Annotated in this window: 8 protein-coding genes; all 8 read right to left on the reverse strand. The window is 55.7% G+C overall.

Annotation, left to right across the window (positions count from 1 at the left end; genetic code table 11):
• Nucleotides 1-38 precede the first annotated feature (38 nt).
• Nucleotides 39-1874 (reverse strand): exodeoxyribonuclease V subunit alpha, encoded by a 1836-nt coding sequence (gene recD, locus FDX01_RS13280; protein ID WP_137399907.1) that lies wholly within the window; start codon nucleotides 1872-1874, stop codon nucleotides 39-41.
• Entirely contained in the window at nucleotides 1871-5416 is a 3546-nt protein-coding gene (gene recB / locus FDX01_RS13285) for an exodeoxyribonuclease V subunit beta (protein ID WP_137399908.1), read from the reverse strand. Before recB ends, recD begins: the two co-directional genes overlap by 4 nt.
• Nucleotides 5409-8297 carry a pitrilysin gene (gene ptrA, locus FDX01_RS13290; protein WP_137363182.1) on the reverse strand — a complete coding sequence of 963 codons (2889 nt, stop codon included), beginning with the start codon at nucleotides 8295-8297 and terminating at the stop codon, nucleotides 5409-5411. The genes recB and ptrA overlap by 8 nt, the downstream gene beginning before the upstream one ends.
• Before the next feature lie 177 nt (nucleotides 8298-8474).
• Nucleotides 8475-11843 carry an exodeoxyribonuclease V subunit gamma gene (gene recC / locus FDX01_RS13295; RefSeq protein WP_137399909.1) on the reverse strand — a complete coding sequence of 1123 codons (3369 nt, stop codon included), beginning with the start codon at nucleotides 11841-11843 and terminating at the stop codon, nucleotides 8475-8477.
• A 12-nt stretch (nucleotides 11844-11855) separates the two neighbouring features.
• Nucleotides 11856-12179 (reverse strand): prepilin-type N-terminal cleavage/methylation domain-containing protein, encoded by a 324-nt coding sequence (locus FDX01_RS13300; protein ID WP_096755854.1) that lies wholly within the window; start codon nucleotides 12177-12179, stop codon nucleotides 11856-11858.
• Nucleotides 12164-12571 carry a DUF2509 family protein gene (locus tag FDX01_RS13305; RefSeq protein ID WP_137363184.1) on the reverse strand — a complete coding sequence of 136 codons (408 nt, stop codon included), beginning with the start codon at nucleotides 12569-12571 and terminating at the stop codon, nucleotides 12164-12166. Before FDX01_RS13305 ends, FDX01_RS13300 begins: the two co-directional genes overlap by 16 nt.
• Nucleotides 12568-13131: a prepilin peptidase-dependent protein gene (locus FDX01_RS13310; RefSeq protein WP_137399910.1), complete on the reverse strand. Its 564-nt coding sequence runs from the start codon at nucleotides 13129-13131 to the stop codon at nucleotides 12568-12570. Before FDX01_RS13310 ends, FDX01_RS13305 begins: the two co-directional genes overlap by 4 nt.
• Nucleotides 13122-13592, reverse strand: a complete 471-nt coding sequence (locus FDX01_RS13315; RefSeq protein ID WP_137399911.1) for a prepilin peptidase-dependent protein — start codon at nucleotides 13590-13592, stop codon at nucleotides 13122-13124. The genes FDX01_RS13310 and FDX01_RS13315 overlap by 10 nt, the downstream gene beginning before the upstream one ends.
• Nucleotides 13593-13757 lie beyond the last annotated feature (165 nt).

The following is a 13757-nucleotide window of genomic DNA, read 5'->3' on the forward strand; positions in this document are numbered from 1 at the left end:
CCGGATATGGCATAAATGCCTTATCCGGCCAACAAAACCTACTCTGTAATGCCGTCATTAAACAGCGCAGACAGCCCGCTGCGACGTTCCGTGCGAATAGCAACAGCCGCAGTTAATATCCGCTCATCGGCGTACAACGACAGGCGGCGGCGCGCGCGGGTAATGGCGGTATATACCAGTTCGCGGGTGACAACGGGTGAGTGCTGGCTGGGCAAAATCAACGCCGCATGATCAAATTCAGACCCTTGCGATTTGTGCACCGTCATCGCCCAGGTGGTTTCATGTTCCGGCAAACGGCTGGGCTGCACCGACTTGATGGACCCATCCGGCAAAGCGAACCATACCCGCAGCCCCTGCCCACGATCGAGCGCAATACCGATATCTCCGTTAAACAGCCCCAGCGAACTGTCATTACGCGCAATCATTACCGGTCGCCCCTCGTACCAGCGGGTATGCGCGGAACGCTGGATTTTACGTTTTTGTACCATCACCTGTTCAAGGCGTTCATTCAGTCCGCTTACGCCGAATGGCCCTTCTCGCAGGGCGCACAGCAGCTGATATTCATTAAATGCCTGAATGACAGCCCCCGGCTCTGCGCCTTCGCGCAACAACGTCAGGTAGCGGCCATATCCGGCTAACGCCTCTTCAAGCATAGCGACATAGTCTTCCCCGCTGCGCAGGGTACGTTTTTCAATATCGCTAAATCCCTGCTGGAATACCGTTTTCAGCGCGACTTTATCACCGCGATTAATCGCCGACGCCAGCTGGCCGATACCGGAATCACTGCCGAAACGGTAGCTTTTTTGCAGCAGACAGAGGCTGTCCCGCAAAGAGGCGGCCTGGGTGCCCACGCCCGCCGGAATGGTGCTGCCGGTCAGCCGACTCAGCTGTTTTGCGCGTTCGGGGGTAAACCCGGCATTCACAAAGGCACAGATATCCCCCAGCACCGCGCCCGCCTCAACGGACGCCAGCTGGTCGCGATCGCCAAGAAAAATCACCCGCCCGTGCGGCGGTAGCGCATCAATCAGGCGTGACATCATGGGCAAATCAATCATCGAGGCTTCATCCACCACCAGCACATCAAGATGCAGGGGGTTGCCCGCATGATGGCGCAGGCGCTGGCTGCCGGGCTGTGCGCCCAACAGCCGATGCAACGTACTGGCATCATCCGGAATGCGTTTCTTTTGCTCATCGGTCAGCGGCAGCTCACGCAGTGCCGCGCCCAGCGATGCGGTCAGACGCGCCGCCGCTTTTCCCGTCGGTGCCGCCAGGCGAATACGACAGCGCTCGCCGTCGGTCATCTGAATCAATGCCGCCAGCAGCCTCGCAACCGTGGTGGTTTTACCGGTGCCCGGTCCGCCGGAGATCACCGATATACGGCGAGTCAGCGCCACGGCCGCCGCCACTTTTTGCCAGTTAACGCCCTCTTCTGTTCGCGGAAAAAGCGTCTCCAGCGTCTGGGCCAGCCGCGACTCATCGACGTCGATGGCCTGGTTAACTTCACTGAAAAAGCGGGCGACCGTACGTTCGTTATTCCACATCCGGTTCAGGTACAGGCGATCGCCGTACAGCACCAACGGAGTGGGACGCTCGCCGCGACTCACCGCCACGGAGGCCAGCAGGCATTCAGTCCAGTCTGCTGGTTCACCCGCTTCGCTAAGCCAGGCGCTCAGCAGAGGATGGGCGTCTTCGCTTAAGGATAAACGGGAAAGCGGTAAACAGACGTGTCCCTCACCCGCTTCACGACTGAGTAGCGCCGCTGCCAGCGTGACCGCAGGGTTATCGTTACCGGCAACCGCCAGCGCAAACTGGGCATCCAGCGCCCGGAGCTGCTTTTGCTCTACCGCCTCCAGTAATCGCGTTTGGATTGTCATAACGTCTCCTCCAGTGTCGCACCGGCAAACATCTCGTCCATCAAAGCGACCAATTCTGCGTCAGGTCGGGTCGCGTAAATCCCCTGCTGCGGTTGTTCGCTGTCAACGCCGCGCAGGAAGAGGTAGATGACGCCGCCAAAATGACGTTCATAGTCGTAGTCTGCAATGCGATGACGTAAATAGCGATGCAGCGCCAGGGTATAAAGCTGATATTGCAGATCATAGCGATGCGCCTGCATGGCAGCGGCCATCGCCTGCTGGGTGTACGCCGTACTGTCTTCACCCAGCCAGTTAGACTTGTAGTCGAGCAGGTAATAACGCCCCTGATGACGGAACACCAGGTCGATAAACCCTTTCAGCATGCCGCGTACCTGCATAAAGTCCAGCGGAGGACAGCCCGCCGAGAGCGGGTCATACTGACGGATCAACGCATCCAGTTGGCTGGCAATCAGCGGCTGCGAAATCGGCAGATAAAACTCCATCTCCACCTGTTTTTCATGCGCTGAAAGTGCGCTCAGGCTCACGCCAGTTTCGTTGAGCGGAGCATGCAAAATGGCCTCCAGCCACGGGGTCAGAACCGACGCCCAATGTACGTCATAGCCGCCAAGCGCGAGTTGTTCCTGCACCCAAAGCGGGTCCACCGGCTGGGTAAAATCAAGCGCTTCAAACAGGCTATGCAAAAATGTTCCCGGTGACGCCCCACGCGGGAACTGGTGCGGCGTGAGTCCGGATTCCACAATCGCTTCACCGACGCCCGCCGCATCAACGTCCAGCCGGGGGATCAGATCCTGCGCGATACCGTGCCCGCGCTGTTGCAGGCCGGAATAACTGGTAACGCGCCAGTTATCGCCTGGCAGGCGCGGCAGCGTCCGCGCGCTCAACGGTTCGCGGCTTTCTTCAGCAGAAAGCCAGCGTTCGGAGTCCGGTTCATCAGGGACCCGACAGGCAATATCGTCACTACAAAGCGCATCAATGGCGGCGCGCAGTCCGGCAGCGTCCATCGGCTCGCCTTTTTGCAACAGACGGCCCAGCGCGCTTTGATGCACATCGGTGTCACCTTTTTTATCTCCCCGGCGGCGTACCAGCGGCGCAACGCCAAGGCTGCAGTGCCATACCGAACGGGTCAGCGCGACGTAGAGCAGACGCAGGTCTTCCGCCAGACGTTCAACCTCAGCCAGCTCGATGCTCTCATCAGCCTGGCTGAGATCCAGCACCGCTTCAAACGAACGGCGATCGTGATAGAACGCCTGATCCTGCACGCGAAAATGAGTGATGAAAGGCAGCCAGACCAGCGGGTATTCCAGCCCTTTCGATTTGTGAATAGTGACGATTTTGACCAGGTGCTTATCGCTTTCCAGCCTGAGCTGCTGGCTGGATGCATTGCTGTCCGGCTCAAGAATATGCTGGGATAACCAGCGCACCAGCGCATGCTCGCTTTCCAACTGCGAACCGGCTTCCTGTAGCAGCTCGCTGATGTGCAAAATATCGGTCAGGCGACGTTCGCCTCCCGCCGTTGCCAGCAGGTTTTCCGCAATCTGACGCGCCGACATCAGCGCGCGAAGCATCGGCATCACGCCGCGCTTGTGCCAGAGCTGACGGTAGCCGTCAAACTCCTCGACTACCGCATCCCAGGCATGCTCATCATTATTGAGCGTTTCGATATCCTGCGCATTCAGCCCCATCATCGACGTTGCCAGTGCGCTACGCAGCGTATTTTCACGCTCCGGCGTCATCACCGCCTGCAATACCCACAGCAGTTCCTGCGCTTCGAGGGTATCAAAGACGCTGTCACGGTTGGAAAGATAGACCGACGGGATCGCCAGTTGCGTCAGCGCATCGCGGATGAGCGCTGCCTCCTGGCGACTGCGCACCAGCACGCTGATATCCGACGCGCGTACCGGTCGTGATGTTTTAGCGCTCGTCAGAAGCGCCTTGCCCGCGTGTCCGGCTTTCAGCCAGTCACGAATTTGCGTTGCACAAACCCGGGCCATGTAATTCTGATAGTCACCGACACCGCAACTTTCCCCGTCCATCAACCACATGTTGATCGCTGGCTGTGTTTCACCGTTCAGGACAAACCGCAACGACTGATTTTTTTCGGCGGATTTCACCGGACTAAAGGGGATTTCGCGGAACATAAAGGCATCGGTCATCTGGCTAAACAGCGTATTCACACCATTAACCATGCCAGGCGCCGAGCGCCAGTTGGTGTCGAGCGTGTAGTGCGCGCTCACTTCGCTGCGCGCCTTCATATAGGTAAAAATATCCGCGCCGCGAAACGCGTAAATCGCCTGTTTCGGGTCGCCAATCAGCAGCAGGGCCGTATCCGGCTGATGCTGCCAGATACGGCGGAAAATGCGATATTGCTGCGGATCGGTGTCCTGGAATTCATCAATCATTGCCACCGGAAAACGGCTACGGATGGCTGTCGCCAGTGCGTCGCCGCTTTCACTGCGCAGCGCCGCATCGAGACGACTGAGCATATCGTCAAAACCCAGCTCACCGCGTCGGCGTTTTTCTGCAGCCACCGTTTCGCGGATCTCCGCCAGTGCCCGTGTGATCACCAAGTCGCGAATAGTCAGCGGCTCAGCGAGCAGTTCATCAATGGCAACAAAGAGCGGATGCTGTGGCGTGATGCCGCCCGCTTTGGTACGTTCTTCCAGAAAACGCTGGGAGAATTTTTCCAGGGCATCCGGCAACTGATAACTTTGCGTTTCTTCCTGCGCCCAGGCGCTTATCTTCTCAATCCACTTACCCTGATTACCCCGGTTAAATTTACGTCTGTCGATCCCCGAGGCTTCCAGCAATCCGTCCAGCTCATCAGCCGAATCGCACCATTGCTGCTTGATTTGGTTGATGCGTGCGAGGATTTTTTCGTGTCGGGATGCCAGCGTTTCATCTGCTGACGGCGGCGCTTTAATGACCGGCGCTTCCCCTTGCAAGTAGCGATCGATATCCCTCAGCAGCGCCTGCGGCCCTTTCCACGTTTCAAAAACCACCTGCGCAATATCGCGAGACAGTGGGTAGCAATGCCGACGCCAAAAGTCCGCGCAGGCCTGATAACGCAGCAGTGATTCATCTTCAATCAGCTGTTGTTCAAACAACATGCCGGACTCAAAGGCATTGAGACTGAGCATGCGCTGACAAAAACCGTGGATGGTAAACACCGCCGCTTCATCCATCTGTCGTTCAGCCAGCAGCAGCCACTGCGCGGCCTGCTTTTTATCGGCAATTTCATCTAACAGACGGGCGTACAGCGGGTTTTCGGTGGTTTCACGCAGGCAGGCAATGCGCAGTTCATGGATGTTGCTACGAATACGTCCACGCAGTTCTTCAGTGGCCGCCTCCGTAAAGGTGACCACTAATAGCTCTTCGACGGTCAGCGGACGGGGAAAGGCGGCAGAGCCGCCCAGTCCAAGCAGTAAACGTAAATACAGGGCGGCGATGGTAAAGGTTTTACCGGTGCCTGCGGAGGCTTCAATCAGACGCTCGCCCGTCAGGGGCAAGCGGAGAGGATCAAGGGACTCAGCGGCATCATTCATTCTTTTCACTCATCAGGGGTAAGGTTTGCTGCAACGCGCTGACGGTCTGCCACACTTTCCAGCCTTCCGGGTGCACATAGTCTGCTTTCCCGTTCTGACTGCCGGAAACCTGTGACAGTATCGCCATGCCTTGCGGCTCAACCACCGCCTGATGGAAGAAATCGGCAAGCTTTTGCGGCGTCAGCAGTTTAATCTGAGCCACGATTTTATCACGTGAATCGAAGCGCATATTACCCCGATCGAAATCTTTGCTTAACTGCGAAGCTTCTGCCCCTAACGTTTGCGGCGCCTGCAGCATTTGCGCAATGATAGCCTGCTGAATTTGCGCGAACTCATCGGCTTTCATCGCCCGCAGCTTCGCTTCCGCCGTGGGGAAAAATGCTTTGTAGCGGTCCCACAGATAAGACGGCTGCTTGTCACTGCTTTGCAGCAGGAAGCCCATCCCCCACTGACGGCCTACGCTCATCGGGAAGGCAAATACGGCGTATCCCAACTGCTCTTCGGTACGCAGCTGATTGTAGAACCACGGCTGCACAATCTGTCCTAACATGGCGCTGTAGGCAGAGCTGGTGTATTCATCGTAGCCGGTGGGGACAAATACCGCCGCCAGCGCGGAGTCTGTACTGCTGCCCGCTTTTTCAAAGATAACGGACTGCTTTTTGTCCACCACCACATCTTTGTTACGACACCACTCCGAGCCGTTAGCACCCAGCTGTTTCTGGATGTCCCGCGCCATGGTCTTCGCCTGCGCCTCGCTCATATTACCAATCACGAGGAATTCTGGTCGCGCCCCAGCTTTTAATGTGTCGCGGTAGGTCATCACCTCATTTAAGGTAATAGAAGGCAGCAGCTTACGGCGCTCATCACGCGAGAAGTACGGCACCTGAGAAAGCATCTGTACCGGCATAATCGCCTGGTCGTAGGCCTTGCCTTTTTCCGCAGAGTCCATCATCTGCGCGTACCAGGATTTCGCCTGTTCCAGTTGTTCCTCCGTAGAGGTATAGCTGAAATACCCGCTCAGCAGCGCCTGAAAAAGCTGCGGTAAACGTTGCGTATAACCGTTAGCGTTGAGCATCAAACCGTTGTTGGCGTTGGTCGAGAAGCCAATACCGCCCACCGCAGCCTGATTACTCAACTGGTCAAGCGCAATGCCTGCCAGGTAATCGTTAAGCGCGAATAACACCTGGTTTTTGGCACTGTCCATCGCCTTCGGGTTACGCAGGATCACACTGACATCGGCCTTCGGCTCAGTGGCAAAATACTGGCTCGGCGCATAGACCACGCGTAAATCCGGCTCATCGACGATCAGATCCGGACGCGCATATTTTTTATCCGCTTTAATCAGCGTGAAATCGTCAGGAATATAGGGGTTTAACTCCGGCAAAGACAGCGCAATGCCCTGCGCTTTTTGCTGCCAGTCAGCGAAGGTTTTATCGCTTATTTTATCGACCTGATAAGGCGCATCAACAAAGTATGCGGTTTTGTTGTGCGGCTCTTTTGGACTGATGTACCAAATACGCGCGTTCTGCGGCGTCATCATCGCCAGACGCTGCTGCACGGCTTTCGCATCGTACTGGTCGGCAATATTTACCGCATCCAGCGTATGTTCTACCGGAACGCGGATCATGGTATCTGCCAGCCATTCCACATAGTCCATATCACGGGTGATGGACGGATAGCGGAAGTCGAGATCCAGCACGTGCGCCAGTTCGTCGAAATAACGTTTATCGACGCCTTTATCGCGTAACAGGTTGAGATAGCTAAAGATGGCCGCGACCACTTCATCGCGATTCGCCAGGCCTTTGTCGGTTAAGGTCGCGGAAATGGCTAATACACCGCTGTTACCGTTGACCACCGGGTCAGAGTCCGCACGGATGCCTTCCACTAATCCCTGCTTTTGCAGCCAGTCAGACAAGGTACCTGGGCTGCGGTTGCCAATCAGGTACGTCACCAGCTCATCGGTTTTACTGCGAAACTGTGCACTATTGTTATCAATACGAAACTCAATGCGCAGCACTTTACGCGGCATCGCCGGGACATAGTGGATTATGATGCCCTTTTGCGCGTCGGTAACTACCGGGACGGTGATTTCCGGCTTTTCGATATTTTTGTTTGGCACCCGTCCGAAGGTATCAGCGGCTATCCGCGCCAGTTCTGGCAGCGGTTTATTGCTGTAAATTACCGCCTTCATCACGTTTGCCGAGTAGTACTTTTCATGAAACGTCTGTAAAGCCTGCAGCACCGGATTACCCGGCTTGTCGCTCAGCGTTTGCAGGTTACCACCGGAGAAGCGCGAGCCCGGGTGCGCCGGGTTGATGGTCTCGGCACTCACCTGCGCCATACGCATACCGTCACGGGTACGCGCCAGCGTCAGCTCAGAGTTAACGGCATTACGCTCGCGATCGGCATATTTTTTATCCAGCAACGGTTCGGCAATGGCGTCCGCCAGACGATCCACCGCCCCGAGCAGCGCGTCGTTTTCAACTTCAAGATAGAAAGCCGTGCGATAAGGCGCCGTGCTGGCATTGTGGCTGCCGCCGTGCATTTTAAGGAATTCCGCTAAGCTATCCGGCTGCGGGTATTTTTTCGAGCCCATCAGGCACATGTGTTCGAGGTAATGCGCCAGCCCCTGATGATCGTCGGGATCTTCCAGAGACCCAACGGGCACCACCAGTGCGGAAAGGGATTTCACGGCCTGGGGATCGGATACCAGCAACACGACCATGCCGTTGTCCAGGCGCACGGCCTGATACTGGCGGGTGTCTTTATCGCTTTTACGGATGGTTTCAGCTAAGGGCTGCCAACCGGTATCTGCCTGACTTACGGGCGCCCAAAGGGCAACGAACAACAGTATTGCGCAAAACCAGGTGCTGCGGGGCATTCACAAACCTCATCATTAACGTATTCACCTGTTCACAGCAAACCACGCAGAAAGGCGGGGTCTGAACAGGGCAAGACTTTGTGCTGAACGAGTCAGCATCTTATGTGTAAGAATCAGTCCGTGACAGAAAGCGCATCATAGAGGAAGCCATCGAATTGCGCAATTTTTATACAATCATCATGACTGATTAAAGCGAAATAACGGTAACAAAAAGCGCTGAGACTGCGCCACAATGGCCTCTAGCGTATCCGGCTCCAGCTGACGCCACAGGCGTTGATACCAGATATCGTCACCCTCACCGCGTACCATCATGTTGCCTTCATAGGCCTGCAAAAACTTACTACGCGCTTTTTGCCGCGTGTCGTCATCCTCTAACATGGCATCATTTGCGGCGTCATAACAGGTTTTTATCCATGCCCCACCGCTTTCCGGTAGCACCAGTAACGGCGATGACATGCCCTCGCGATACCCGTCAACAAGCTGCGCCAGGTAGCGCATTGCCTGCTCGGCATCCAGTGGAGGAAAACGCCACTCTGCATCTTTACGCAGGAACAGCCGGCTCTCACCCGTTCCACCACTGGCACAATAGACAAGATGTTCCAGCCAAAGTTGCACGCCCTGAGAAATGCTTAACAAAGATGGGCGCCAGCGCAACAAACCGTCCTGCTGAACCTGCTGTAGCCACCCGGTGATTTGCACGCCGTTGCAGTTGAGATCGATCTCCATACTCTGACCCGGCTGGCGACAAGCGATAATACGCTCGGCCAGCGACTGCATTTCCTGGCGCTGGGCATCCCACAGGATTTCGCCAAATGCCCCGTAAGGCAGCGAGCCTGCCGCACGGAAGTGACGGAACAAACGCTCCGCATCATGCTCTTCAACCAGCGTGTTAAGCAGCTGCTGATTAAGCTGATAGCGGGTTAATCCTTCAAGGATAAAGGGTTCCGTCTCCGGTATATCACTCTCTTCAGAGCGGAAGTTCACCTGTAGCCGCATCTGGAAAAAAGCCCGCACCGGGTGTGCCCAAAATCTCTGCAGCGTCTCTAGTGTCAGGATTTCAGGCATGACATATGGCAGTGGTTGCACAAAATCAGTGTGTGCTTTGCCTGTCAGGCTCGCCGCGGGCAGCCACTCCCGGGCATAACTTTGCTGCTCTCCCGGCAGATAGTTTTGTGCGTCAAAAGGCATGCGGGTATGCAAACGGGTTATGTGCGCTTTTACCCGGGCCTCGCTTTCATCACAGGTGAGCGCTTCATCACCCGGCAAATAGTGGCTTTGCCCAATATAGTCCAGCAACTCTTGTACCAGCACCGACGGAAAGCGTTCGCTGTTATCCTGGATTGAACGACCAATGTAGCTGATGTAGAGCGTTTGCTGCGCCGAAATCAGGGCTTCCAGAAACAGATAGCGGTCATCATCGCGGCGGCTTCGGTCACCACGCATCGGCTTTTGGCTCATCAGATCAAAACCCAGAGGCGCAAGCTGGCGCGGATAAACGCCGTCGTTCATGCCCAGCAGACACACTACCTTGAAAGGAATCGATCGCATCGGCATCAGGGTACAGATATTGACCGGACCTGCGAGGAAGCGCTGGCTAATGCGTTCCTGATCGAGCCGTTGTGCCAGCTCATCCCGTAACAGCGAAAGCGGCACGGCCTCGCCGTATTTAGCCCCCAGACCTTCAGCGATAATGGCCTGCCACTGATCTTTAATCAGCGTCATTGCCGCTTCGGTATCCACATCCGGCAGGAAGAAATCATTAAGCATGTCGTTGCAAACAGGCAACCACTCTTCCAGCGGACGTTCCTGCGCCAGACCCCGACGCCAGAGATTCAGTTTCATCAACAGCGAAGCCAGATGCCCCACCAGTTCGGCGATCAAACCGCTGGACTCATCATACGGCAGTACGGATTGCCACTCCCCCTGCGCACTTTCCATCGCATAGCCCAACAGCATTCGCGTCAAACCAAATTGCCAGGTGTGTTGGCCTGTCGGCGGCAGTTCCAGTTCGCGCACGTTGTCATCGTCAATGCCCCAGCGAATGCCTGACTCATTCACCCATAAGCGGAGATAGCGCAGCCCTTCTTCGTTGATGTTGAAGCGCGCCGCCAGCACGGGAACATCGAGTAACGCCAGCACATCCTCGGAGACAAAGCGGCTGTCCGGCAGAGACAGCAGGCTAATAAACGCCTGTAAAACCGGATGGGACTGGCGCGCACGACGGTCAGAAATGGCATACGGTAAATAGCGATCGGCCGGCGCGCTGCCAAAAACAGCCTGAATAAAGGGGCTGTAGCTGTCGATATCCGCCACCATGACGATGATATCGCGCGGCGTCAGCGTTGGGTCCGCCGCCAGCATCGCCAGCAGGCGGTCATGAAGAATTTCCACCTCACGCTGTGGGCTGTGGCAGACATGAAACGTTACGCTGGTGTCATTCGGCTCAAGTAAGCGCTTATTATCGCTGCGCGAATACTCCTCCAGATTAACGCCCGCCACGGCCCGGCTTTCCAGTTCAAGGATATCCGACTGAATGTTATGCAAAAGATTGTCAGGCGTGATATCCACAAACGCATCCAGCTCCTGGCTGTTTTCCAGTTCGGAAAGCAGGTAAATATAGTCCCGCCCCAGTTTGCCCCACGAGGCCAGCAGCGGGTTACTGACATCCTGTTCGCCGTCGCTGTTAAACAACTCTTCAGCATTCTGGCTATCACGAAACAGCGGCAGATGACGTTCTTCAAAGCTATGCCGACGCTGACGTGCCAGCAGCTTTGCCAGATACGCGGGGTCTTTAATATCACCCCAGTAGTAACGACATGGATTGGTAAACAGCAGATGAATTTCAATATGCTTCCCCAGCGCCTGCAGGGCCTGAAGATACACGGGCGGCAGTGCGGAAATGCCGCAAATAAAGACGCGAGCGGGCAGCCCCTGCGGACAGCTTGAGGCATTTTCCAGGGTCTGAATAAATCGCTGATATAAATTGGCGCGGTGCCAGCGCTCTTGCCCCAACTCTGCGGTGTATTCCACCAACGCTTTCCACAACGGTGCCTGCCAGGCCTGAGACTCCCCCAATCCTTCAACCTGTTTCCCCGACTCCCACTGCGTCAACCAGTCAGGGCGGTAGACTAAGTACTGGTCAAACAGGTCAGCGGCACGTGAGGAGAGCTGAAACAGCTTACGCTTGTCGGTATCGTCTGTCAGATACTGGCGCAGCAACGTGAACGCCTCGTCATCCAACAACTGCGGCAGCAGCGTCATCAGCTTCCAGCTCATACTCTGCTTGCTGAACGCACTTTCTTTTGGGATATCCGGCAGTACCCGCACAAACATATCCCAGATAAAACTCGCAGGTAGCGGGAAGTCAATATTGGCGGCAATGCCGAACTTCTGTGCCAGGGTCATTTGTAGCCATTGCGCCATGCCGGTACTTTGAACCAGGATCATTTCAGGTTCAAAGGGATCGATGAGCCGGTCGCGCTCAACGATATATTCCATTAACGCTTCCAGCACATCCAGACGATTGGAGTGGTAGACCCTTAACATAGCGGCTCCTGACTACTGACTGTTTGGGCAGTGCAGACGCGTCATTTGACCTTGCCTGCCCAAGGGTGAAGAAAGTTTGACGTTGATGCTGACACATCCCGCCCGCGTTGTCTGCATTCGGTTTACCTGCCAGTTTAACGGCGACGGAAATGCCGTCATTTGGGTTTGCATCCACGCATGACGCCACAGCTGCTGGTACTGACTTCTGATGAGGAAACTGTTCATTAATACCCTTTGATACCCCGACAATGCGGTCACAATCATGACCATAAGTACCATTGCCAGCATCACTTCTGGCAGGCTAAAACCGCGTTGCCGGTTCAGGGTAGCAGGCACAGAGTAGCCTCTCTTAGCGGGCAGAAATCGCTCCAGCCATGTGCGGAAAATACAATATTGCCATCGATAACCTCGCCCTGCCGCCATAGTGACATCCCTTCATAGTCGGTAATAAGCAACACGTTATCCTCGCCATACCATCGCAGACAAACGGCTGCATTCGCGGTTGAATCACGCCGGCATTGCACGGCCGGTTGCCGTTGCCAGGACTGCATACGTCCCCATTCCATGGCGGATTGCACCACAGCCTGGTGCTGCAAAGCCTGACTTTCCGTAGCAACGCGCGAAGCAAAACTGGCTTCCTGTTGGCTAAGCCCCTGGAGCAGCAGACCGCCGAGCAGCAGAAGCAAAAGCACCATCGCCAGGGACGATACGCCGCGTTCCCGGTTCACAGGTTAAACCCCGTCACGCTATAGCGCGCTTCAATAACCTTTTGTGGCGCACTTTTGCTGGCTCCGCGCAGACGCAAGGTCAGGATGGGCGCAAATCCGCTGATGTTCTGGCGTTCAACCTGAAATGTCTCAATCAGAACAGTGTCAGGATCGGTCATTTTATCCCAGCCCTTTCCATCGCAGGATGTCGCACCACGCAAGGTTTCCAGCACCTGGTCTTGTAAACGAAAACCTATCTGGTCCGCGTCTTTAGCTGGGGTTGTCTCCCAAATGCCGTTACCGTTAGCGTCCCAACGCGCAATTACGCAATCACCGTGTCCCGATATCACCAGCCCTTCACCGCTACAGTTTCCGTGACAGTACCCTGCCCGCTGGAGATGTTTAGCCACCGTATAGGCTCGCTGCCAGAGCTCATCTTCAAGGGCTAACTGGCGCGTGTTGAGCAATATATCGTGCTGAAGCGACGGTAAAAAGCGCGCAGCCCCCAGTAGCAAAACGCTGCTGATAGCCATTGCGATCAGCACCTCCAGCAATGAAAAACCGCGTTCGTTTACCGACATACATCTGCCTCATCACGCTCACAAAGCCGAATTCGCCCCCAGCTCGATATCACCACCCACCGTTCACCCGCGGCATTTTTTAGGCCAATATGTCCAGCCCATGCGGTGTTGCGCAGGCCAAAAAAGGCCAGCGACGGCGTGATGTCTGCCATCTCAACATCATCCCAGCGCGGGATTAACACCAACGCAGAAGCGGGCTTACAGGTATTTTGAGCCGCAGCAGAGCTGACCAGACACCATGACGTTCCCTCTCTGATAACGCCGATGACATGGTCACGGTTATGCCAGTTGGCATCCTCGCGCAGTTGCAGCAGGTAGTCCTGCACCTGAACGACGGTTTGCCACAATCGTTGCTGTTGCTGCCAGCGTTGCCAGCCATATAGCCCTGACGCGCTTAGCGTGACGATGATGAGCATTGCCACCAGCGTTTCAATTAGCGTATAGCCCTGTTGTTTTTTCATGCCGTCAGTATGGCGATAAGGAAAATAATCACGAGTGGGGAATTCGGGTTATTCGGCGAGCTTCGGGGAATATTTTCTTCGTTTCAGCGCATTGCAAAATTTCAGGAATCAGCGTCGAAAAACTGAAATCAGGGCAAAAAAAACCGACGCGCGAGGGCGTCGGTC

It is taken from the genome of Citrobacter sp. wls613 (genome assembly GCF_005281195.1).
Taxonomy (GTDB): domain Bacteria; phylum Pseudomonadota; class Gammaproteobacteria; order Enterobacterales; family Enterobacteriaceae; genus Citrobacter; species Citrobacter gillenii.

Coding starts and splice junctions, on each gene's coding strand:
- recB (WP_137399908.1), bottom strand. CDS start 5,416: ATGAATGATGCCGCTGAGTCCCTTGATCCTCTCCGCTTGCCCCTGACG.
- recC (WP_137399909.1), bottom strand. CDS start 11,843: ATGTTAAGGGTCTACCACTCCAATCGTCTGGATGTGCTGGAAGCGTTA.
- ptrA (WP_137363182.1), bottom strand. CDS start 8,297: ATGCCCCGCAGCACCTGGTTTTGCGCAATACTGTTGTTCGTTGCCCTT.
- FDX01_RS13315 (WP_137399911.1), bottom strand. CDS start 13,592: ATGAAAAAACAACAGGGCTATACGCTAATTGAAACGCTGGTGGCAATG.
- FDX01_RS13310 (WP_137399910.1), bottom strand. CDS start 13,131: ATGTCGGTAAACGAACGCGGTTTTTCATTGCTGGAGGTGCTGATCGCA.
- recD (WP_137399907.1), bottom strand. CDS start 1,874: ATGACAATCCAAACGCGATTACTGGAGGCGGTAGAGCAAAAGCAGCTC.